The sequence below is a fragment of the Massilia sp. DJPM01 genome, from assembly GCF_030348125.1.
Classification (GTDB): domain Bacteria; phylum Pseudomonadota; class Gammaproteobacteria; order Burkholderiales; family Burkholderiaceae_D; genus Telluria_A; species Telluria_A frigida.
In genome coordinates this window covers 21,239-43,142 of record NZ_JAQOZV010000062.1, presented here as the reverse complement: position 1 = coordinate 43,142, position 21,904 = coordinate 21,239, and the positions used below count along the sequence as shown (strand labels likewise).

Genomic DNA, 21,904 nt, shown 5'->3' with positions numbered 1-21,904 from the left:
GGCGGGCGCGTGGGTGAGTCGTTCGAGGCGCTGTCCGCGGCCACCGGCATCGCCTTGCCGGCGACGCTGCGGCATCTGATCGGGAGCGGCAGGTCCGATTACGATGATCTTGGCCGCACGGCTTTGTCCGCGCTGTATGATTTTGAGTGGCTGTCGGCGCAGCGCGCGGGAGCAGTCATTGCAGGATGGCTCAATCCGGTCAAGCAGCATGGCAATGTGTTCCTGCCGTTCGGACGATCCGGCGCGGGCGATGCGTATTGCCTGGTGCGCCTGCGCGGCGGCGAGGAGGGTGTCGCCATGGTATGGCGCGATCGCAGCGCCTCGCGGCTGCGTTACGCCAGCTTCGATCACTTTGTCGTGGCTGAGTATCTGGCCGTGTTTGCCGATCTGGATTTGCTCGATGAGGATGCTGGCGACCCGGTTGCCTGTCTGCGGGCCGATGTCGCCAAGGTGGCCGATCTGCTTGATCCCGCGCTCCAGGGGATGCTGCACGGCTGCCTGGGCAAACCGCCAACCGGGCATCCTTACCGGCGTGGTTCGACAGCGCGTTCGGAAATGATGTTGTCGCTCATCAGCCAGGACGAGGAGGAAGCGCTGTACGCCAGGGTGAGCATTCCTGAGCCGCTCGCGTTCGACGTCGTGGCGCGCTGGGAAGCGTAGTGTATTCGGACAATGTCCTGCGTACAGTAAATGCGCAGGCAACACCTTCTTGGTGAAGAAGCGCTAACCCTTCAATGGCGAGCGCGTTCCAGCAAGAGTCTCACTTGTCTCCTTCGAATGTTGATTCGATGTCGTCTTGCTCCATCGTGGCAAAATCGTCTGGAATGGACATCGGGACCATCATGAAGCCCAGTCGCTGGGGTATCGTCGTGACCTTTTCATCTTTGGAGATGACCTCGACCATTGGTTTTCCGGACCTCTCGATAATGAACGGTTTGCCCTTTGCCGCATCGTCTACCAAGCTGGATAAGTGCTCCTGTGCTTCCCGAATGTTAACGATCTTCATTTGAACCTTCCGGAGTTGGTCCAAATAGTGTAACAAGCTTGCGCTGCCTTTCAAGCCGTTGCGGTCAGATCGTTCGGCGGGACCTTCAGTGCGGTGGCGTTGTCGCGTTCGCCGGCCGCAGGGTGTCTGTCCATCAGGTCGCGAACGACCGATATGCCGGACATGCGCAGCACCTTAGCGCAATGGCGACGATCCGTCGCCAGGGGTGCCGAGCGCCCCGGCGGGGTCCACCTTCGTGACAGCGGCAACCGGCGCGATGGGCTTCGGCTTGGGTGGCTGCATGTCGGGCCGGCCGTTTTGTGCCGCGAACGGACCGGTGTTGACGTTGTAGGCCGCGATGGCGGCGGCAATTGCCGGGTCGCGCGCGGCCTGCTGCGCCTGGTCCGGCGCTGGAAGCGGCGCTTGCCGCAGCGTGATGTCCTGGTCCTGCTCCGTGTTCCGGACCCCGATCGTCGACTGGACCGTCGTGGCCGTCCGGGCGGCAGCCTCGGGCCGCACCAACTGATCCGGCACGACGGGGCGCGCTCCGGCTTGCTCCAGCTGGTCCGCGCGCCGCTGTGCCATGGTTCTTTCCACGTTGAGCTGATCTACCCTGACTGCGTCGCGTCTGGCGATGTCATCGGCCAAGGCGGCACGTACCGCATCGCTGGCGCCGGCAATTTTCTCGTCGAGCTCGCGCGCTGCTTCGCGTTCCGCTTGCAACTGTTGCGCCAGAACGCGTGCCTGTTGCGCGACGCTGACCGCGTTGCCTGCCGTGGTGTCGGGTTCGGAAACCGTGTTGCTCGCCTGCGTGGTAGCGATGGCTGACGGCTGCAACCGGTCTTCCGTACTCGGTGCTACCGCAACGGGTGGCGCTGCCGTTGCAGTTGGCGCTGCCGTTGCCGTTGGCGCTGCCGTTGCGGCTGGCGTAGCGAGCGCCGCAGGCTGGCGCGCTTCGGCTGGCGTAGTGAGCACAGCAGGCTGGCGCGCTTCGGCCAGGGCGGTGTTGGTGGCGGTCGCTTGCGCGTCCGGTTCTTCCGGCAGCGGGGCCGGGCGCGCGCCTTGGGCCGGCGCCTCTGTTTCCGGGGCGATCAGGTCCACCTGCACCGGAAAATCGCTGCCTTCGCCCAGGTCGGCTTGGGTAAGGGGCGGCGGCAGTCCGCTTGCGAGTGCGTTCGGCGGCTCGCTTTCATTGCGCGGAGTATCTGTCACCAGGCTCTGGACGAACAGATTGTCCGCGTTGCTGGCTGGCTGGAACGGGGTGGCGCTCAGGTCCTGGGACGCGGCGGCAAGGACCGGCTGCGCGGCGCCGATCACGCTGTCGTCGGCAAGGAAAGAAACGTTGGCGGCCTGTGCCTGGACTTGTGTGCTGACCACGCCGAAGAAGGCGTTGGCGGCACGGTCCAGCAATGCCGACGTGGCGGCCGGGTCTTGGCGAAATGCGTCCTGCAGCGCCGTCTCGTCCAAATCCAGGGTGCCAGCGGTGCCGCTGGTCGCCGGCGCAAAGCTCAGGCCGATAGCGGCCAGGCTTGCTTCGGCATCCTGCGGCGTGCTTCCAAACTGCTGGAAAAATTGCGATTGCAACGATTGCTCGCCCAGGGTGTCCATCGGCGTGCCGGTGTTGTCGACCGCGCCGGTCTGCAATTCGTTGAACACGCTGATCACGGCCGCCGCTGCAACGGCCACATCGGCAAGCCTTTTCGATGTATCCGTGTCGCCAACGACAGAGGTTTGCAAGTCCAGCGTCTTTTTCTGGAATAAGGAGGCCAGCGACAGGAAGCGTCCCGAGGTCGACAGGTCGACCGTGGTAGGCGCAACCGTCACCAATGGCAGGCTCTGGGCCTGCTCGATGGCCATGGCTTGCGTTGCCGCGAGGGGAGTGACAAGGCCTGCGCTGCGTGCCGCGAGCGGCGTGATCTGAGGGGTGTCCATGTTCAACCTTCCGGCTTTGGCGTATCTACATGGTCAAGTATGGCCCTGATTTGTCGACAGTTCCGTTCGCACGCGTACACAAGCAGTGTGGCTGCGCAATTCCGATACCGCACTATTGTCCCCGAAGCAAGGTTGCGCCACCGTTCCGGACACAGCGTTCAGATAACCAAGCACCGCGCCTTCGATCGGATCGGCCAGTGACGGCGATATCTCGGTTTCCACCCGCCCCGCAGCGTCGGTCAAGGCGCTGATGAGCGCCATGAGGTCGGATGCGCTTCGTCCGGCACGCGCCGGGTCCAGGCCCGGGTAGGTGGCGAGAAAGCCGGTAAGTGCGGCATGCATTGCCGCAGCGTGGGCCGTACCTGGCATCAGTGAGGCCAGCCGGCCTTGTTCCGTATCGAGCAGCCTGGCCAGCTGCGGCCGGCGCAGTTGGTAGCGGATCGCTGTCTCGACCAGCTGGCGCAGCGCGCGCCGATGATCCTGCCCTTGCAGCGCCTCGGTCGCCTCGCGCACCAGGTCGAGCGATTCGCGTTCGATCAGGGCGATCGTCACCGCATCCTTGGTGGGGAAATACTGGTAGAGGGAACCGATGCTCACCCCGGCGCGGGCTGCGATGGCGTTTGTTGTATATCCTTCAAGTCCGTGCAGTTCGAGAATGTGAGCTGCCCCTTCCAGGATGGTGCCGACGGTGTGGGCGGAACGCGGCTGGGACGGCGTTTTCCTAGCACCAGCCTGCGCACGCTTGCCTTCTTCGATTGCGAGTTGTTCATGCGACAGCATGCTCATATCATTTCCTGGCCAAGTCAAGCGCAATGTCGAGCCGCTTGAGGCAACCAAGGAAGATCACCATGAACCACCCTGAACAACTTTCCATTCCGACCTCCGGGGACCAGGCGCTGCTGCTGCACACCGTCGCCGCAGTGAAGGCCGCCGGCCATGCCGTCAAGGCGCGGTTCGATCCAGCCGCGCGTCCGCAGGGCATGCAGGAAATCGCTGCGATGATCGAGGCCAACCACCTGGTCTCGATGGCCATCCTGCGCGAGGCCCTGTCGCAAGAGCGCCCCGAGGCCCGCTGGGACGACGATGAGGAAGGGCGTGGCCCCCTGCCGGAAGGCGAATGGTGGGTGTGCGACCCGGTCGAAGGGGCGATCCACCATGTCCACGGCTTGCCGCACTGGTGCGTCACGGCGACGCTGGTGCGCGACAACGTGCCCGTCTTGAGCGCGATCCATCTGCCATTGACCGGCGACACCTATACCGCGCTGGCCGGAGGCGGCGCCTGGCTCAACGGAACGCGCTTGCGTACGTCGTCGAAATCCGATCTGCGCGCGGCCACGGTGGGAACCGGGCAGGCGGCGCCCGGCGAAGGGGCTGACATCTACCGGCGTATCGGCCAGTCGGTCACGGCGATGCTGGAGGCGGCACTGGTGGTGCATGTGGCGGTGCCGTCCACCATGCAGCTGATCGACGTCGCCGCAGGCCATCAGGATCTGTTCTGGCAATACAGCCAGGTGCGATCGGGCCTGCTCGCTGGCGCCTTGCTGGTTGCCGAAGCCGGCGGCCGGGTGGCCGATCTGCGCGGCCGGCCCTGGCAGCCGGACAGCAGCGCTTTCCTTGCCGGTGCGCCTGCGCTGATGGCAGCCGCGCTTGCGGTCCTGGCGAGCGCCGACGTGGATGGCGCCCAATGAAGCTCGCTATGTTCGGTGCCACGGGTGCCACCGGCCGCCATCTGGTCGAGCAGGCCTTGCAAGCGGGACATGAGGTGCGGGCACTGGTGCGCAATGCGGACGCCTGGTCGGGCGCGCATCCACGCCTGCAAATTATTGCCGGCACCTTTGCCCAGCCGGCCATCGTTGGCGATGTGGTGCGGGGCGCCGATGCCGTCATCAGCGTGCTCGGGCCGCGCAAGGGCGATGCGTCCGCCGTTTGCACCGGCGGCATGCGCAGCATCGTGCAGGCGATGAACGCGGCCGGCGTACAGCGCCTTGTCGCGTTGAGCGCGTACGGCGCCTCGGAAACCAGGAACGCGTCCCTGTTCATTCGCTTCGTGCGCAAGCTGATTGCCGCGAAGATGCGCGACAAGGACGGCATGGAGGCGCTGGTGCGCGATAGTGCGCTCGACTGGACCCTGGTGCGTCCGCCCATGCTGACCGATGGCGCACGCCGCGGCGGCTATCGCGCTGGGACTGGACTGATGCCGGGCATTGCCGGCAGGCTGTCCCGCGCCGACCTTGCGGCCTTCATGTTGCAGGAGGCGGGCGAAGGCAGCTACATCAGGCAGGCGGTGATGGTTTCGCAGTAGTCACGGCCGCGTTCGGAAGAGCAGGGCGCCGCCGCATCGGCAGTGTTGACCGGGCGGCTAGCGAAACGGGGAAATCAAGACCGAGGCGGCCCGCGCTTCCTTGCGGGCGCGGCAGCGGTCGAGCATCGGGCGCACACGCGCCAGATCGGATGCCGACATGCGACCGGTCACATAGTCCAGTCTGGAGCGACTTTCCTCGCCCTGCAAGGACTGGTTCATCTCATACGTGATCGCATACGCCGCCTGCTCGCGCTTGCTGCCAAACGCTCCGCTCAAATAGGCTTGCGCCAGCCACGCCGCCGCGCTGGCCGATCCGGCGCTGGCCGCGTCCTTGCCATAGCGTTCCGCTGTGGCCTGGAGTTCGGCGATGTCGTTTGCCGATGCGTTGCCGACCGCCTGCTTGACGGCGGCAACCGTTGGCGCGTTTTTCAATATCAATAATTTTGCGGCAGTCGACCCCGCATCGGCCGCCGGGATGAGAATGTTGATGGGATTGGCACGCAGCCTTGCCGGAATCCGGCGGCACGCCGCCGCACTCATAAAGCCGGCATCATCGAGCGAAAATTCCATGCTGTCGAGATAGCGGGTCGTGTCGGAACACGGCCTGATCCGCTGAAACAGCGCCAGTGCGGCACCGGCATCGCTGCGCTGGGAAAGGTCGACCAGGGCCGACACATCCATTTTCTTGGCAAGAACGGCACGGACGCTTTCCCGCACCTGTTCGTCGCGCGGCGCAGCGGGCGCTTCGCCCACGGGCGGCAGGCAAACATCGCCCGCCATTGGCTGCGCCACGGCGACAGCCGATGCCGCAGATGCCAGGGTGGCGCCAGCCCTTGCTGGCGCCACCATGTTGCCAGGGGCTGGCAGCGGCACGCCAGGCTTGCCGCTGTTTATCCAGAAAGTTGCCGATATCGCCGCCGCCGCACCCACGGCTGCGGCGATGATGACAAGTGCCCACGGCAACGGCCGTGTCGGGTGCTGGCAGTGTTGCGTTGAACGTTTCATGATTGCTGCTAGCGCTTGCTTTCCATGGCAACGGTGGGATCGGTAAGCCCGAAACCACGGTAGATCTGCGTCATATTGCCTTTCTCCGGCCAGCGAGAAAATTCTTGCACCAGCTTTCCATCCCGATAAAACGCAAACGTCGGGAGAATGGCGCTCGCTACCTCGGGCCATTCGCGCCTGCTATGGATAAGGGCATACGGCAAGGATGGGTGCGAGCGATTCCAGGTAGTGAAAGCATCATAATCGAAACTCAATGCGCAGCGTTGCCATACGGCGAAAAATTGCGTCCAGAAGCGGCAATTTTTTCTTGTCGACCGTATAAAAAAGCGCGGAAGTCGTTGCTTGAAACAGGGGAGCCAGGTCTTCATCCGGAATGGCGCCGCCAAGCTCCTTGAACAGGCTGCTGAAGATCGTTTCGACCATGGCGGCCTTGCGGTGTTCAGGGAAGTCACTCTGCACGACGGCTGCCGAAGCATCGTAGAACGTATCCAGGCGGGCCTGCGCGTCCGAGGTGGCCGAGGCGCAGGAATACAGCAGGAAAAGTGCTGCACCGGCAAGAAGCTTGTAGCGTGAGGAGCTGGGCGCCGTGGCATTCTCGTCCGTTGAAGTCTGTTCCCGTTGGGAGCGCCGTCCAGCGATCAGCATTTTGCTTTGCAGATACTGTTAGTCTGGTGCGCGCACCCGCCGCCGCCCCATTCACACCGGTAATTCCAGTAATCGCCATTGGGCATGGGTTTCGGTTGCGGTTCCTGGCCTACGGGTTCGGAAGGCGGTTTCGATGGGCCGCCACCGGCGCCGCCGCCACCGCCGCCACCGGGCACGCCACCCGGGAGGCCGCCGCCGATGGGACCGTCGCCGCTATCGCCGGTGCCCCATGCGCTTTGCTGGAACCCTCCGCAGTCACCGCCCAGCCCGGACTCCTGGCGGCCGGGCCTTGCTTTCGTGCCCCCTTGGGTCTGGATCGTCGTGACCGAGCTTTCCGATCCGAACAGGCGAAGCACCCGGGCGATTTTCGCGGGCGGCAACTCGCGCTGGAGGTCGGCATAACTGAAGCCTGACAGACCGTGCTGATTGAAGGTCAGGCTGGACACAAAACGTTCCCGGGCTGCCGGTGACAGCAGGTACATCGCATTCGATTGCGGTGGAACCATGTTCATGTATTGAATCACATCGGCTTGGGATTTAATTGGGGCAACTGCGCAGACAAGGCGTCCTGGGCCTGTATGCGGGATTGCATTTCCTTTGATAAAGGCGGGTCGGCATTTGCCTGCGCAGTGCTGGTGGCGGCCACGCCTATGGCCATCATGAGGCCGGTAGCATAAAGTCTGTATGGTAACATTTCAATATCTCCGTCGATAAATAGGTGCGTTATCAGGGTTGGTGGCAGGGCGGGGCATTGTAAGTGCGAACAAGTGACAAAGATGACTGCGCATTGCGATGTCATTGGACGCTACCTGTATTTATTTATAGATATCGTACTATTCCCCTTTTTCTTCGTCTACCCGCGATTCGCATCAAACGTGGCGCATCTGCGACAAATTGACATCGATAATATTGTCGTGACCGCTTTGATTTTGCCGAATGCGATATATGTGCATTTGCGCTTTATCGCTGAATCATTTGATTTGAATAAACTGAATAATTCCATATTCGATTGCCGAAAATGATCAAATGAAGAGGAAATTCGCCGTGCACCGGTTGGCGGCTGGACCGCAGCGCTCCTGAAGGTTGCCGGCTCGCGCGCAGCGAACCGGGCGGCAGCGCAGGCGGGCCGGCTGAAGCGCCAGGCGATCCCGGAAAGCGTACTTGGCATTGCGCGGGAGCTGTGCGGCCCTGCCAGCCGGTAGCGGTGCAACCCGGTGAAAATTCCGAAATCGTGGCCGATTTCGCATCCCGCAGCGCGCCGCACTATAATAAGTGTTCGATCGCACTGTTCTGCTCCCTGCTGTTAGCCAAAACGGACCTACCAACTCTATGCAATACGTGTCTACCCGCGCCGCCAAGGCCGCTGCTTCGCAAGCTCCCCAACAATTCTCCGACATCCTGCTGGGCGGCCTCGCGCCGGACGGCGGCCTGTACCTGCCGGCCGAGTATCCGCAGGTGAGCGGGGCCGAACTCGATGCCTGGCGCAAGCTATCCTACGCCGACCTGGCCTTCGAGATCCTGAAAAAATTCGCCACCGACATTCCCGAAGCGGACCTCAAAAAGCTGACCAAAAAGACTTACACGGCCGAGGTCTACCGCAACGTGCGCAAAGGCGAAAAAAGCGCCGACATCACGCCCCTGCGCATCCTGGAACAAAACGGCGACAAAACCCTGATCCTGCAAGCGCTGTCGAACGGCCCGACCCTGGCCTTCAAGGACATGGCGATGCAGTTGCTGGGCAACCTGTTCGAGTACACCCTGGCCAAGGATGGCGCCGAACTGAACATCTTCGGCGCGACCTCGGGCGACACCGGCAGCGCGGCCGAATACGCCATGCGCGGCAAGAAGGGCATCCGCGTATTCATGCTCTCGCCGCACAAGAAAATGAGCGCCTTCCAGAGCGCACAAATGTTCAGCCTGCAAGATCCGAACATCTTCAACATCGCCGTCGAAGGCGTGTTCGACGATTGCCAGGACCTGGTCAAGGCGGTCTCGAACGACCTGCCGTTCAAGGCGCGGCAAAAGATCGGCACCGTCAATTCGATCAACTGGGCGCGCGTCGTTGCGCAGGTGGTGTACTACTTCCGCGGCTACCTCGCGGCCACGACCGACAATGCCCAAAAAGTCTCGTTCACGGTCCCGTCCGGGAACTTCGGCAACATCTGCGCCGGCCATATCGCGCGCATGATGGGCTTGCCAATCGACCGCCTGGTGGCCGCCACCAACGAAAACGACGTGCTCGACGAATTCTTCCGCACCGGCGTGTACCGCGTGCGCAAGTCGGCCGAGACCTTCCACACCAGCAGCCCGTCGATGGACATTTCCAAGGCGTCCAACTTCGAGCGCTTCATCTACGACCTGGTCGGGCGCGACCCCGAGCGCGTGCGCGCGCTGTTCCACAAGGTTGAAACCCAGGGCGGCTTCGACCTGTCGGGTAAACCAGGCAGCGACGGCGACGAATTCAAGCTGGTGTCGAACTACGGCTTCTCGTCCGGCAAATCGACCCACAAGGACCGCCTCGACACCATCCGCGACGTGCAGGACGACTTCGACATCACCATCGACACCCACACCGCCGACGGCATCAAGGTCGCGCGCCAGTACATGGCGCCGGGCGTGCCGATGATCGTGCTCGAAACCGCACTGGCGGCCAAGTTCAACGAAACCATCCTCGACGCGCTGGGCGTGGACGCCGAACGTCCGGCCGGCTTCGAGGATATCGAATCGCTGCCGCAGAAGTTCATCGTCATGCCGGCCGACGTGGCGCAAATGCAGGCTTACATCGCCGCCAACACGGGTTTGTAAGGGCATGGCAAACGAACCGCAACAGAAGCGCGCACCGATGCTGTCGGTGCGCGAGGCGCTCGACTTCCTGCAAGGCGCGGCGCGTCCCGTGCTCGATACTGAAGTCGTGCAGACCCTGGGCGCCAACGGCCGTGTGCTGGCCGCCGCCCAGGTTTCGACCATCGACGTGCCTTCCGCCGACAACACGCAGATGGACGGCTACGCCGTGCGCGCGGCCGATTGCGCCAGCGGCGCCGCCACATTCACCGTCACCCAGCGCATCCCGGCCGGCACGGTGGGCAAGCCGCTGGCTCCCGGCAGCGCCGCGCGCATCTTCACCGGCGCCATGATCCCGCAAGGGGCCGACGCGGTGGTGATGCAGGAACAGTGCGAAGCCGGTCCGGACAACACGGTCACGATCCGGCACGCGCCCGAGGCGGGCGAATGGATACGCCGCGCCGGCGAAGACATTCAAGCCGGCGGCGTCATCCTGCCCGCCGGCACGCGCCTGCGCAGCCAGGAGCTGGGCCTGGCCGCGTCGGTGGGGCTGGCCAGCCTGCCGGTATTTCGCAGGCTGCGCGTGGCGGTGTTTTTCACCGGCGACGAATTGACCATGCCGGGCGAAGCGCCGGGCGGACAACTGGCCCCGGGCGCCATCTACAACTCCAACCGCTTCACCCTGCGCGCGCTGCTGGAAAACCTGGGCTGCGCGATCAGCGACTTCGGCATCGTGCCCGATACGCTGGAAGCGACCCGCGAGACCTTGCGCAGCGCCGCGCGCCAGAACGATCTGATCATCACTTCCGGCGGCGTTTCGGTCGGCGAGGAAGACCATATCAAGCCAGCGGTGGAAGCCGAAGGGCGCCTGAACATGTGGCAGATCGCCGTCAAGCCGGGCAAACCGCTCGCCTTCGGCGAAGTCGACCGCGCCGGCGGCTCGGCCTTTTTCCTCGGCTTGCCGGGCAATCCGGTATCGAGCTTTGTCACTTTTTTGCTGTTCGTGCGCCCGTTCATCCTGCGTTTGCAAGGCGTGAGCGGCAAGGTGGAGCCGCGCGCGTACGCCATGCGCGCCGATTTCGACTGGTCCAAGGCCGACCGCCGCAATGAGTTCCTGCGCGTGCGCATCAACGACGCCGGCGGGCTCGATCTGTTCCCCAACCAGAGTTCGGGCGTGCTCACGTCCACCGTCTGGGGCGACGGACTGCTCGACAACCCGGCCGGACAAAGCATCAAGGCGGGCGACATCGTGCGCTTCATTCCATTTAGCGATTTACTGCATTAGGCATCGATGAACCTTACATTGCGTTTTTTCGCCAGCGTGCGCGAAGCACTCGGCACTTCCCAGGAAACGGTCAGTCTGCCACCAGGCATCGACACGGTGGCCCAGGTGCGGCGCCACCTGATGGAGCGCGGCGAGAAATGGGCGCAGGCCTTGTCCGAGCAGCGCCCACTGCGCACGGCCTTCAACCAGGTCATGTGCGGCCCCGACCAGGTGGTCGAAGAGGGCGCCGAAGTGGCGTTTTTCCCGCCCGTGACTGGCGGCTGACGCTTCTCTATTCCTGCCGCCCGACCCAGGCGGCAATGCCCGCGATGCTGCGAAAGTCCGCCACCGGGCGGCATGCCATGTGCGGATGACGCGCCTGCATCATGCGCGCGAGTGCGGCGCCCGGCCCCAATTCCAGCGCCACCGTCACGCCGGCTTCGACCGCCGCATCCATGCAGTCGCTCCAGCGGATCGTCTGCACCAGCTGGCGCGATAAGGCATCCACGGCCTGCGCTTCGGTGTGCAGCGCCATTGCATTCACGCCGCCGAGCACCGGAAAGGCCGGCGCGGCGAATCGCAGCGCTGCCAGGGCCGCGTCAAACGCGCATTGGGCTGGCGCCATCAGCGACGTGTGCGACGCCACCGCGACCGGCAGGCGCTGGAGCTTTGCACCTGCCGCCGCCACCGACGCGCCCAGCGCCGCGAGATTGTCTTGCGGCCCCCCGGCAATGCAGGCATCGGCATCGTTGACGATCGCGATTTCGTATCCGTGGCGCGCGGCCAGTGCGCCAGCCTTGTCGACTGCCAGGGCGCTGATGGCGGCCAGTGCTTGGGGCGGCCCCACGTGCGCCGCATGATCCATCGCCGTGGCCCGTACGCGGCAGAGGGCAATCGCGTCGGGAGCGGTAATCGCTCCCGCCACCGACCATGCCGCCACTTCACCGATGCTGTAACCGGCGGCGAGCATCGGCTCTGGCAAGTGCGCGCGCAGCGCTTCCCATACCGCCAGCGTGGAAGCGACAATCGCCGGCTGGGCGACGGCGTTATCGAACAGCGTGGCCGGGTCGGGACTGATCCCGGCCTGGTCGAGCAGCGCGGCGGCGTGCGGATCGGTGCGCGCCAGGTCGAACATGCCGGCGTGCTGCCCGCCCTGGCCCGGGCACATGATGAACAGGCCGCGCGTCACCGTTCGTGCTCCGCCGTCAGCGCGTGCACGAAGCAGCTTGCCGCCAGCAGGTCGGCAGCGCCGCCGGGCGACAGGTTGCGCTCGACAAAAGCGCGGTGGATCGCCAGCGCGTGCGCCTCCCAGCCGTTCGATGCGGTGCCGCCGGCATGGCGGAACGCGCCGGCCTGGATGCGCACGAAGGCCGCGCCCTGCGGTCCGCCACGGTGCACCACGTTGGTGTCGCTGACATGCATCATCAGTGCGAACAGAGCGTCGATGCGCGCCTGCCTCGATCCGCGTCCTTCATCCAGCGTGCGCCGCAAGGCGCCCAGGCCGGTGCCAAAGACCGAGGGCAGGCCCTCGGCGGCTTCGTGGCGCGCGCCGCTGGCGCCGTGCAGGGCCGCCGCGCGCAAGCCGTGCGAGCGTTCGGCGGCAGGTGTCACATGGTGTGCCAACGCCTTGCCCCATCCCGCGCGCAGATGCGATTGCAGCGCCGCCGCCGTCATCGGGCCGCCCTGGACGCAGGCACGTCCGGCGGAGGCGCACAGCAGGCCAAGGCTGAAGATCGCGCCGCGATGGGTGTTGATGCCGCCGGTGGCGCGCAGCATGCGCTGCTCGGCCTCCATGCCGAGCCGCTTGAGCGTGGCGAACGGTGCGCCGTTGGCGCCCGCCTGGCAGATCAGGCGGAAGTAATGCCGCAGCGAGAACAGGCTGCGCATGAAGGTCGCCGCGTTCATATCGGCGTGGCTGCCGTTGTCGACCAGCGACACCAGCCCCGGTTTGGGATACAGCGCCAGTTCGGCGTACAGGCTGGCGATGGCCAGCCGTGCGGCGCGCCGCGCGAAATGGCGTACATCGGCTACGTGCGTGGCAGGCGACAGCGTGTCCATCATCCGAGCAGCTCCCGCAGCGAGGCCGTCCTGGCCAGCCGCACCGCGTTGGCGTCCTTGACCAGCACCCTTGTGTCGTTGGCCGCCGCGTTGCGCCATTCCTTCCAGGCCACCGCCGCGCCGCCCGGAAAAACAATCTCGCCGTCGAGCGGAAGGTGCGGTGCGTGCGCTTGCAGCAGCTGCACGCCGGCGTCGAGTTCTTGCCTGCTCGCGGGCGTGAACAACAGGTCGATGTCGGAAGATTCGGTCAGATAGCTCAGGCCCGTCATGGCTTGCAGGGCCAGGGAACCGTAGGCACGCAGGGTGATGGGGCCAGCGCCGGCCAGCAGCGCCGCGAGCGGACCCGCCCACCGGGCCGGCGCCGCTGCGGCTGCGGCCTGCAGCGGCAGCGCAGCTTCAACGCGCGCCACGGCATGCTCGTTTACCAGTACAGCAATGCGCAGTTTGCGGCCCGCATCCGGGGGCAGCGCCAGGCCCACGCACAGTGTGCCGGGTGCGGCATCCGGCGTGCGGCGCGTGACGATCAAGGGCCAGTCATGGCTGCGCCATTGTTCGAGGGCGGCCGCGTGTTCCGGCGCGGCGCCAGCGAGCGCGCCGGCCCAGCCGGCATCGCTTAGCCAGGCCTGGTCATGACGCGAGTACATCGGACCCTGCGACGATGGCGTCGACGACCGGTTGTGCGAGCTTGCGCCCGCCGCGTTCCAGTCCGCGTACGCTGCGCATGTCGGTGGTGCTGGCATCACGGAATGCCTGTGCCAGGCTCGCTGCCAGGCCGGCATCCCAGATCGCCTCGATGCCGCCCATGCGGGCATAGTTTTCCGGACCCGGTGCGAACACGGGATTGGACGCGGCCAGTTCGGTGAGCCGTTCTTCGGGCACCTTGGTGATGCGCGCCATCGCGGGCAGTCCCATGACGCGGATGGTGGTGTCGGGCAGCGCGTAGCAGGCGTCGGCCATCATGCCGCTGGTGATAAACCCGCCGGACAGCGCCTGGTCGTACACCAGGCCGACGATCGTGTGGCCCGAACGGCGCGCCAGATCGACGCATTTGCCCAGGTGCGCCATGTAGCTGTTGATGCCCAACATTTCGTCGCGGTGGCGCAGACGCTGGCCCTGGGTGTCGACCAGGATCAGGATCGGCCGCCCCGGATGCTCGCGCACCGTGCGCAGCACGAAGCTCGCCTGTGCCAGCGCGATTTCGACCCCGATTGGCGCATGGTCCGTGGTGCCGACCACCGCGATATCGGCGCCGGCGACGCGCGCGCTGCCGCTGAGAAAACTGTCGCTTTCCGTGAGCGCGTGGCCTTCGGGGAAGAGCTGCGCGGCGAGTTCGTTCCAGTTCATTGTGCGCTTCCCAATGTGTGATTGGCCGCGAGGGCGGAAAAGGCGTCGGCTTCCATCATCGGCACGGCGGCCGGGTCGGGTACGCCCAGTTCGCGCCAGGCGTCGAGCGGATCGGCGCAGCCGCCGAAGCGCGCGATGCGCTGGCCGAGCAACGCCTGTTCGGCTTCCAGCGCGGCCAGGCTCAGTTCCACGCCGGCGCGCCGGCTGTGCGCGATGGCCTCGACCGCCGCCGCGCGGAACGCTTGCACCTCGTCGGGCACGATGGCGTGGCAGTCGCCCATCAGGTAGCGGTGCTTGCCGCCGGTGGTGCGCCAGACCAGCGCGCGGTCGCGCGAATCGAATTCTTCCACGCCCGACGCGGTTTCGATCACTTCAGGGCCGGACATGGCCAGCCGGCCTTCTTCCGACATGATCACCGCATTCGCGCAGCGCGCCACGATGCCCATGCCGCCGAAGCAGCCGTTCGAGCCGCCCACCAGCGCGACCACGGGTATGCCGGCGGCGCGCGCGTCGAGCAGGGCGCGCATGACTTCGGAGACGGCGATCAGGCCGGCGTTGGCTTCGTGCAGGCGCACGCCGCCGCTCTCGAGCAGCAGCACCACCGCGCCGGCACGTTCCTGCACCGCGCGGCGCAGCAGGCCGGTGAGCTTGGCGCCGTGGACTTCGCCCACCGCGCCGCCCATGAAGCCACCTTCCTGTGCGGCGCACAGGACCGGCAGGCCATCGAGCAGTGCGTGGCCCACGGCCACGCCATCGTCGAAGGCGACCGGCGCGTTCAGTTGCCCCAGGTGCGGGCTGACCACGCGCGCCGACGGCGGCAGGAATTCCTTGAAGCTGCCCTGGTCGAACAGGCGCGCAAGACGTTCGCGCGCGGTCAGTTCAAGATAGCTGTTCACGCTGCGTCTCCCAGCATGGTTTGCACCGCCTGATCGAGCCGCAGGCTGACCACGGCGGGCGTGGCGCCCATGTCGTTGATCGCAATGCGCGCGTCCATCAGCTGCCAGCGCTCGTGAAAGTCGCGCATGACCGCTTCCCACGTCGCGCCGAAGCCCACGGCGGCGGTCCTGATTTCGATGGTGCAGGCGCCGTCCAGCGGCGCCGATTCGATCAGCACCTCCAGGTTGCCCGAGCCGACCACGCCGACCACCTGCGCTTTGGCCGGCAGCGGGCGGCTGCCTTGTTCAAAGCGATATGCGAGCGTTTCCATATGATTCTCCAGTATTTACCAGTTGCGGAAGCGCTTGGGCGGGTTGTACAAACCGCCGGAAGCGCGCACCAGGTCTTTCATGTTCCTGGCGGCCAGCAGGTCGCGCGTGGCGAGCCGCTTGTCGACGCCGATATCTTCCGCGCGCTGGATAATACCGCGATCGCGCAGGTTCTCGACCATGCGCCGGTCGCGCGCCATGCCCACCGGCGTGTAGCCGGCCACGCCGCGGATTGCCTGTTCGCGCTCCTCGTCGCTGCGGCACAGCAGCAGGTTGGCGATGCCTTCCTCGGTCAGGATGTGGGTCACGTCGTCACCATAGATCATCACCGGCGGCAGCGCCATGCCGGCCTGCTCGGCCAGCTCCCACGCATCGAGCCGGTCCACAAAAGCCGGCTGCATATGCTCGCGGAAGGTCTCGACGATCTGCACCACCAGTTTCTGGCCGCGCGGGATGGTGTTGCGGCCTTCGCGCGCCTGCTGGCCGGCCTTCAGCCACGCCGGGCTGGCATGACGCCGTCCGCGCGCGTCCGCCCCCATGTTGGGCGCACCGCCAAAGCCGGCGATGCGGCCCTGGGTCGCGGTCGAGGAGTTACCCTGTAAATCGATTTGCAGGGTCGATCCGATGAACATGTCGCAGGCGTAGTGACCGGCCGCCTGGCACAGGGCGCGGTTGCTGCGCATGCTGCCGTCCGGCCCCGTGAAAAACACGTCGGAACGGGCGCGGATATAGTCTTCCATGCCAAGTTCCGAGCCGAACGAATAGACCGATTCGACGAAGCCCGATTCGATGGCGGGAATCAGGGCCGGATGGGGATTGAGCGCCCAGTGGCGTGCGATCTTGCCCTTCAGTCCGAGCGACTCGCCGTAGGTCGGCAGCAGCAGCTCGATGGCCGCCGTGTCGAAGCCGATGCCGTGGTTCAGGCGTTCGACCTGGTAGGGCGCGTAGATGCCCTTGATGGCCATCATCGCCATCAGCACCTGGATTTCCGAAATCTGGGCCGGATCGCGCGTAAACAACGGTTCTATATAGTAGGGGCGCGGCGACTGCACCACGAAGTCGACCCAGTCGCCGGGAATGTCCACGCGCGGCAGGGTGTCCATGATGCGGTTCACCTGCACGATCACGATGCCGTTCTTGAACGCGGTCGCTTCGGCGATGGCCGGCGTGTCTTCGGTATTCGGGCCGGTGTACAGGTTGCCGTGGCGGTCGGCCGCTTCCGCCGCGATCAGGCACACGCGCGGGGTGAGGTCGATGAAGTAGCGGCTGAACAGCTCAAGGTAAGTGTGGATCGCGCCGATTTTCAGCTTGCCGGCGGCCAGCAGCTTGGCCACGCGTGCCGCCTGCGGCCCGGAAAACGAAAAATCGAGGCGGTCGGCGACGCCGCGCTCGAACACGTCCAGGTGCTGCGGCAGCGCGAGCACCGATTGCAGCATGTGCAAACCATTGACCCGGGCCGGGTCGAGCTGCGCCAGCGCCTGGCCCAGAAAGTCGGCCTGCTTCTGGTTGTTCCCTTCGAGGCAAACACGGTCGCCGCGTTCGATCACGGCGTACAGCAGCTCGGCCAGCAGCGCCGCCGGCAGCGCCTTGCCGTCAAGCGCAGCGCCGAGGGTCGCGCCGGCGCGCGCAAGGCGTCCGGCGCGGTTGGCTTGCAGAGAATTCCAGGTCGCAGTCATCTATTTCACTCCCATCATCATGTCGGGCAGGCCGGTGGCGATCTCGGGGATCAGGCACAGCAGCACCACCGCAACGAACATCAGGCCGAGGAAGGGCATGACGCCCCTGATCACATCCTTGAGCGGGATATCGGGCGCGATGTTCTTGATCACGAAGATATTCAAGCCCACCGGCGGGTGGATCAGCCCCATTTCCATCACCACGGTCATCACGATACCAAACCAGATCAGGTCGAAGCCGGCGTCTTTCAGCGGCGGCAGGATGATCGGCGCGGTCATCAGGATAATCGACACCGGCGGCAAAAAGAAGCCGAACACCACCACCATCAGCAAAATCACCGACAGCAGCACCCAGCGCGACAGGTGCATGTCGACCACCCACTGCGCGGCCGACTGGCTGATATGCAGGTAGCTCATGACATAGGAATACAGCAGCGACATCCCGATAATCAGGAGCAGCATGGTCGATTCCTTGATGGTCGAGGCCAGGATCGGCGACAAGTCCTTCGGCCGCCACACCTTGTAGACCACGGCGATCAGCACCATCGCCAGCAGGGCGCCGAGACCGGCCGTTTCGGACGGCGTGGCATAGCCGCCGTACAGCGCCACCATCACCCCGATCAGCAGGACGATAAAGGGTAGCACGCGCGGCAGCATCTCGATTTTTTCGCGCAGGGTAAAGTGCTCGGTGTCGAGGTAAGGCGACTTGACGCCGCCCGCTTCGTAGATGGCCTTGGCCATGGCGTACTCTTTGCGTGCGCGGAACACCGCGTAGCCGGCGAACAGGGCCACCAGCAGGATGCCGGGGCCGATCCCGGCCAGGAACAGGCGTCCGAGCGACTGTTCCGACGCTACCGCGTACAGGATCATGGTGATCGACGGCGGCAGCAAGATGCCCAAGGTGCCGCCGGCGGCGATGATGCCGGCCGCGAACCCGGGCGAGTAGCCGCGCTTGCGCATTTCGGGAATGCCGGCCGAGCCGATGGCCGAGCAGGTCGCGGGCGACGAACCGGCCATCGCCGCGAACAGCGCGCACGCGAACACGTTGGCGATGCCCAGGCCCCCGGGGATCTTGTGCAGCCAGGTGTGGATGGCCGAATACAGGTCCTTGCCGGCCGGTGACTTGCCGATTGCCGCGCCCTTGAGGATGAACAGGGGGATCGAGAGCAGGGTGATGGAGGCCATTTCCTCGTACACGTTCTGGGTCACCGTGTCGAGCGCGGACGCCGGCATGAAAAAGTACATGAAGCCGATCGCCACCACGCCCAGGGCGAAGGCGATCGGCATGCCGGAGCACATCACGACCAGCGTCACGGCGCCGTACAGGGCGCCCAGTGTCAGGTCGGTCATGGCGCGCTCCGCTGGCCGGCTGGCTTGTTGGTGAGGTGGGCCAGCACCTGGACCAGGATCTGCAGGGTCAGTAGCGACATCCCGAGCGCCATCATCCCGTACGGTATCCACAGCGGCGGCGCAAAGGTCGACGAGGTGGTCTGGCCGTCGACCCAGGCTTCATGCCACAGCGTCCACGACTTCCACGAAAAGAAGGCGCAGAACAGGCACGACAGCAGGTCCACCAGGAACAGGCGCACCGCGTTCACGCGCGGCGGCAGCAAGGAGGCCAGCGCCTCGATGCCGATATGGCCGCGCAGCGATTGCACATGGGCGGTGCAGAAAAAGGTCACGCCGACGAGCATGAACACCGCCGCTTCATCCTGCCAATCAGTGGGCATCTTGAACAGATAGCGCGACACCACCGAATACGTCAGCACCAGCGCCGTGATGACGAGGGCCGCCATCGACAGCTTGAGCAGCAGGCTGTTCAAGCGGTCCAGCAGACGCGAGACGGCCGCCAGCAGCGGATGGTCCGGCACCGCCGGCCCGCTGGCCGGCGCCAGTTCGAAACCATGGCTCACAAGGTTTTCTCGGCCAGCGCCAGCAGTTTGGCGCAGTTGGCGTTCTTTTCGCGGTAGTCGGTCCATGCGGTGGTGCGCGCGATGGCTTGCCATTTCTTGACGATGGCCGCGTTCAGGTCGACCACTTTGGCGCCGGTCTTCTGGTACACCGCCGCCACGGCCGCATCGTCGGCCTGGGCCGAGGCGCGCGCGAAGTTTTCGAGTTCGCCGCCGACCGCCATCATGATCGCCTGCTGCTCCTTGGAGAGACGGTCGAAAATCGCCTTCGACATCATCAGTGGTTCGAACATGAACCAGTACGCGCCGCCGCGTCCCGTGGTCAGCGCTTTCGATACTTCCTCCAGGCGGAACGAGATCAGCGACGTCGACGAGGTCAGCGCCGCATCCATCGCGCCGGTCTGCATGGCGGCGTAGATTTCGTTGGATGGCAGGGTGACCACCGCTGCGCCGGCGGCCTTGAGGATCAGGTCCATCTCGCGCGAGCCGCCGCGCACCTTCATGCCGCGCACGTCTTCCGGCTCCACGATCGGTTTACCGCGCGAGGCCACGCCGCCCGCCTGCCAGATCCAGCTCAGGATCACGATGCCTTTTTCGGCCAGGATGCGCGCCAGTTCCTTGCCCACCTCGGCGTTCTTCCAGCTATAACCCTGTTCGTAGGTGGTGACCAGGCCGGGCATCAGGCCGATGTTGACTTCCGGGACCTCGCCGCCGGCGTACGACAGGGGCACCAGCGACAGGTCGAGCGCGCCCTTGCGCATGGCCGAGAACTGCGAGTTGGTCTTCATCAGCGACGAACCCGGATAGACCGAGAACTTCAAGGCGCCCTTGCTGCGCTTTTCCACTTCGGCGGCGAACATGCGGCACAGGCGGTCGCGGAAGTCGCCTTCGCTGATGGTCCCGCCAGGGAACTGGTGCGAAATCTTCAGGCTGGTGCTCTGGCCCCAGGCCGGTTGCATCCACAAAGGGCTGGTGGCCAGGGCACCCAGGATGGCGCGGCGGGTCATAACGGTCATAATTACTCCAAATTTTGGGGACGAGTCGCGCAACGGCGCCTCATGGGCCGCGAAGTGTATACAAGCGGTGTTTGTATGTATACAGTAATGTTTCTAAAAAGACTGTCAATGCACAGTGGGTAGCTCGAATGAATTCTTGTATACAAGATGTGTGGAGGTGTATTTGATGAACCGTTCTGCAACACTTCGGGAAGCCATCGAAGAAATGATCGCGGTGGGCGCGCTGGCGCCGGGCCAGCATCTGGACGAAACCGAACTGGCGGCGCGCTTTCATGTGTCGCGCACGCCGATCCGCGAAACCCTGATCCAGCTCGCATCGATGGGATTGGTGGTGATCCGTCCGCGGCGCGGGGCGGTGGTGGCCGAACTGGGGCCGCAGCAGCTGGTGGAGATGTTCGAAGTGATGTCGGAGCTGGAGGCGACCTGCAGCCGATTGGCGGCGCGCCGCATGACGCCGGCCGACCACGTGCGCCTGCTGGCCGCGCACGAGGCTTGCCGCGAGGCGCGCGATGCCAGCGATCCGGATGCGTACTTCTACAAGAACGAAGCCTTCCACGAAGTCATCTACGCGGGCAGCCATAACCAGTTCCTGTTCGAGCAGACGCGCAACCTGTACCGTCGCCTGCGGCCCTATCGGCGCTTGCAGCTACGCGTGCGCGACCGGGTCGGCGCCTCCTGGGCCGAGCACGATGGCGTGGTGCGGGCGATCCTGGCCGGCGACGGCGAGAAGGCGGAGCAGCTTACCCGCAGCCACGTGATGATCCAGGGGCAGCGCTTCGCCGACCTGATGGCATCCTTGCCGCAACTGACGGCGGGAGCACTGGGCCGGTCCTGACGGCGCGGCGCGTCACGCCGGCAGTTTGAGCCAGGCCTCGACGATATCGTCCACCAGTTTTTTGACGTGAAGGCTGCCAGGCAAGGCATGGGCGTAGGCGTCCGCGCGCCGCACCGCGCCGGCAAACGGGGCGCGCCGGCCGACGCTGGACATCAGCGCCTGGCCTTCGGGCATGCCCAGATAGGCGATGATCTTGCGCGGGTCGAGCTGCGGGTCGTCCAGCTGCGCCAGCACGCTGTCGGCATAGGGGCGGCCGCTGACCGATTGCGCGGTCAGGGCACTGGCGTGCAGCCAGGCGGCATAGCGGAACGCGTCCCCCGCGCCAAAACTGCCGATCGCTTGCGGAAAAACGACACGGGTGCGCCGCAGCAGTTCGCCGATGGCGTGGCGCGTCTCGGGCAGCATGGGGTCGAGCAGGCGCTTGTCGAAGCTCGACACCATCACGTCCACGGCATAGCGCGATGGTTCGGCGGCGATCAGCTGTACGTAGCGCAGCTGCTGATCGCGCGGCACAAAGCGCAGTGCGCGCGCCAGTTCGCCGGCGACCTCCTCGCCGCCCATCAATCCGCTTTCCCTGGCGCGCATCAGGATCTCGATGGCTTCTTCCGCACCGACTGCCTGTGCCAGCGGAAAGGTGGCGCTGCGCGCGATGCGCCGGCTGGGCGAGGCGGCCAGGGCGCGCAGGTCGCCCACGATGGCGTCGTTCATGCCGGAGGCATTGCTGCGTGTGTGCAGGCCGCCGAGCAGGTGAATCTGGTGGATCTGTTCATCTTCCGATACAGCCGCCCGCACGGCGGCGCGTACGCGCTCGATGTTGGGCGCATTCGCCTCCAGGCGCAGCAATGCGCTGGCGCGAACGGCTTGCGATGGCACGGCGGCCGATGCCGCCAGCGCGCTCAGGCTTGCGCAAATCGCCAGAATGGCCAATGCACTTTTCATGTGGTCT

At 65.3% G+C, this 21,904-nt stretch carries 24 protein-coding genes; 7 read left to right on the top strand and 17 right to left on the bottom strand.

Features of this window, described 5'->3' with window-relative positions:
- The coding region (locus PO883_RS28755; protein ID WP_289312813.1) for an SMI1/KNR4 family protein at positions 1 to 660 on the top strand (660 nt) is incomplete at its 5' end.
- Between the two features lie 100 nt (positions 661 to 760).
- Here the strand turns inward: PO883_RS28755 and PO883_RS28750 are convergent.
- The 3 genes from PO883_RS28750 to PO883_RS28740 form a co-directional block, all read right to left on the bottom strand.
- The gene (locus tag PO883_RS28750) at positions 761 to 1,006 is read right to left on the bottom strand and encodes a type II toxin-antitoxin system Phd/YefM family antitoxin (RefSeq protein ID WP_289312812.1); all 246 of its coding nucleotides are present in this window, start codon (positions 1,004 to 1,006) and stop codon (positions 761 to 763) included.
- 174 nt (positions 1,007 to 1,180) lie between these two features.
- On the bottom strand, positions 1,181 to 2,917 hold the full coding sequence (locus PO883_RS28745; RefSeq protein ID WP_289312811.1) for a hypothetical protein: 1,737 nt from the start codon (positions 2,915 to 2,917) through the stop codon (positions 1,181 to 1,183).
- Between the two features lie 33 nt (positions 2,918 to 2,950).
- Positions 2,951 to 3,703 carry a TetR/AcrR family transcriptional regulator gene (locus tag PO883_RS28740; protein ID WP_289312810.1) on the bottom strand — a complete coding sequence of 251 codons (753 nt, stop codon included), beginning with the start codon at positions 3,701 to 3,703 and terminating at the stop codon, positions 2,951 to 2,953.
- Between the two features lie 62 nt (positions 3,704 to 3,765).
- Here PO883_RS28740 and PO883_RS28735 point away from each other — a divergent pair, with 62 nt between their 5' ends.
- A complete protein-coding gene (locus PO883_RS28735; RefSeq protein ID WP_289312809.1) occupies positions 3,766 to 4,605 on the top strand; it encodes an inositol monophosphatase family protein in 840 nt (279 codons plus the stop codon).
- Positions 4,602 to 5,219, top strand: coding sequence for an NAD(P)-dependent oxidoreductase (locus tag PO883_RS28730; protein WP_289312808.1), 618 nt, complete (start codon positions 4,602 to 4,604; stop codon positions 5,217 to 5,219). Before PO883_RS28735 ends, PO883_RS28730 begins: the two co-directional genes overlap by 4 nt.
- A gap of 57 nt (positions 5,220 to 5,276) precedes the next feature.
- Here PO883_RS28730 and PO883_RS28725 read toward each other — a convergent pair whose 3' ends face one another.
- The 3 genes from PO883_RS28725 to PO883_RS28715 form a co-directional block, all read right to left on the bottom strand.
- Positions 5,277 to 6,395 carry a hypothetical protein gene (locus PO883_RS28725; RefSeq protein ID WP_289312807.1) on the bottom strand — a complete coding sequence of 373 codons (1,119 nt, stop codon included), beginning with the start codon at positions 6,393 to 6,395 and terminating at the stop codon, positions 5,277 to 5,279.
- A gap of 66 nt (positions 6,396 to 6,461) precedes the next feature.
- Positions 6,462 to 6,869 (bottom strand): hypothetical protein, encoded by a 408-nt coding sequence (locus PO883_RS28720; RefSeq protein WP_289312806.1) that lies wholly within the window; start codon positions 6,867 to 6,869, stop codon positions 6,462 to 6,464.
- Positions 6,863 to 7,381 carry a hypothetical protein gene (locus tag PO883_RS28715; RefSeq protein ID WP_289312805.1) on the bottom strand — a complete coding sequence of 173 codons (519 nt, stop codon included), beginning with the start codon at positions 7,379 to 7,381 and terminating at the stop codon, positions 6,863 to 6,865. Before PO883_RS28715 ends, PO883_RS28720 begins: the two co-directional genes overlap by 7 nt.
- Before the next feature lie 817 nt (positions 7,382 to 8,198).
- Here PO883_RS28715 and thrC point away from each other — a divergent pair.
- Genes thrC through moaD form a run of 3 tightly spaced genes read left to right on the top strand, consistent with a single transcriptional unit; the run spans position 8,199 to position 11,199 of the window.
- Entirely contained in the window at positions 8,199 to 9,674 is a 1,476-nt protein-coding gene (gene thrC / locus PO883_RS28710) for a threonine synthase (RefSeq protein ID WP_289312804.1), read from the top strand.
- A 4-nt stretch (positions 9,675 to 9,678) separates the two neighbouring features.
- Positions 9,679 to 10,935: a gephyrin-like molybdotransferase Glp gene (gene glp, locus PO883_RS28705; protein WP_289312803.1), complete on the top strand. Its 1,257-nt coding sequence runs from the start codon at positions 9,679 to 9,681 to the stop codon at positions 10,933 to 10,935.
- A gap of 6 nt (positions 10,936 to 10,941) precedes the next feature.
- On the top strand, positions 10,942 to 11,199 hold the full coding sequence (gene moaD, locus PO883_RS28700) for a molybdopterin converting factor subunit 1 (RefSeq protein WP_289312802.1): 258 nt from the start codon (positions 10,942 to 10,944) through the stop codon (positions 11,197 to 11,199).
- Between the two features lie 7 nt (positions 11,200 to 11,206).
- Here moaD and PO883_RS28695 read toward each other — a convergent pair whose 3' ends face one another.
- From PO883_RS28695 to dctP, 10 genes are read right to left on the bottom strand one after another with little or no spacing between them, the layout of a single operon-like run.
- Positions 11,207 to 12,103 carry an acyltransferase domain-containing protein gene (locus PO883_RS28695; protein WP_289312801.1) on the bottom strand — a complete coding sequence of 299 codons (897 nt, stop codon included), beginning with the start codon at positions 12,101 to 12,103 and terminating at the stop codon, positions 11,207 to 11,209.
- Entirely contained in the window at positions 12,100 to 12,975 is an 876-nt protein-coding gene (mdcB, locus tag PO883_RS28690; RefSeq protein ID WP_373890112.1) for a triphosphoribosyl-dephospho-CoA synthase MdcB, read from the bottom strand. The genes PO883_RS28695 and mdcB overlap by 4 nt, the downstream gene beginning before the upstream one ends.
- Positions 12,972 to 13,616 carry a malonate decarboxylase holo-[acyl-carrier-protein] synthase gene (gene mdcG, locus PO883_RS28685; protein WP_289312800.1) on the bottom strand — a complete coding sequence of 215 codons (645 nt, stop codon included), beginning with the start codon at positions 13,614 to 13,616 and terminating at the stop codon, positions 12,972 to 12,974. Before mdcG ends, mdcB begins: the two co-directional genes overlap by 4 nt.
- Positions 13,600 to 14,316, bottom strand: coding sequence for a biotin-independent malonate decarboxylase subunit gamma (gene mdcE, locus PO883_RS28680; protein ID WP_289312799.1), 717 nt, complete (start codon positions 14,314 to 14,316; stop codon positions 13,600 to 13,602). Before mdcE ends, mdcG begins: the two co-directional genes overlap by 17 nt.
- Positions 14,313 to 15,212, bottom strand: a complete 900-nt coding sequence (locus tag PO883_RS28675; protein WP_289312798.1) for a biotin-independent malonate decarboxylase subunit beta — start codon at positions 15,210 to 15,212, stop codon at positions 14,313 to 14,315. The genes mdcE and PO883_RS28675 overlap by 4 nt, the downstream gene beginning before the upstream one ends.
- Complete coding sequence (gene mdcC, locus PO883_RS28670) at positions 15,209 to 15,523, bottom strand: malonate decarboxylase acyl carrier protein (protein ID WP_289312797.1); 315 nt, start codon at positions 15,521 to 15,523, stop codon at positions 15,209 to 15,211. Before mdcC ends, PO883_RS28675 begins: the two co-directional genes overlap by 4 nt.
- Before the next feature lie 15 nt (positions 15,524 to 15,538).
- Positions 15,539 to 17,197 (bottom strand): malonate decarboxylase subunit alpha, encoded by a 1,659-nt coding sequence (mdcA, locus tag PO883_RS28665; protein WP_289312796.1) that lies wholly within the window; start codon positions 17,195 to 17,197, stop codon positions 15,539 to 15,541.
- A complete protein-coding gene (locus PO883_RS28660) occupies positions 17,198 to 18,547 on the bottom strand; it encodes a TRAP transporter large permease (RefSeq protein ID WP_289312795.1) in 1,350 nt (449 codons plus the stop codon).
- Positions 18,544 to 19,110, bottom strand: coding sequence for a TRAP transporter small permease (locus PO883_RS28655; protein WP_289312794.1), 567 nt, complete (start codon positions 19,108 to 19,110; stop codon positions 18,544 to 18,546). The genes PO883_RS28660 and PO883_RS28655 overlap by 4 nt, the downstream gene beginning before the upstream one ends.
- On the bottom strand, positions 19,107 to 20,123 hold the full coding sequence (gene dctP / locus PO883_RS28650; RefSeq protein WP_289312793.1) for a TRAP transporter substrate-binding protein DctP: 1,017 nt from the start codon (positions 20,121 to 20,123) through the stop codon (positions 19,107 to 19,109). Before dctP ends, PO883_RS28655 begins: the two co-directional genes overlap by 4 nt.
- A gap of 166 nt (positions 20,124 to 20,289) precedes the next feature.
- On the opposite strand from dctP, the gene PO883_RS28645 reads away from it, so the two are divergent.
- Positions 20,290 to 20,958, top strand: a complete 669-nt coding sequence (locus tag PO883_RS28645) for a GntR family transcriptional regulator (RefSeq protein ID WP_289312792.1) — start codon at positions 20,290 to 20,292, stop codon at positions 20,956 to 20,958.
- 12 nt (positions 20,959 to 20,970) lie between these two features.
- Here the strand turns inward: PO883_RS28645 and PO883_RS28640 are convergent, their stop codons facing one another.
- Positions 20,971 to 21,897 carry a hypothetical protein gene (locus PO883_RS28640; RefSeq protein ID WP_289312791.1) on the bottom strand — a complete coding sequence of 309 codons (927 nt, stop codon included), beginning with the start codon at positions 21,895 to 21,897 and terminating at the stop codon, positions 20,971 to 20,973.
- Positions 21,898 to 21,904 lie beyond the last annotated feature (7 nt).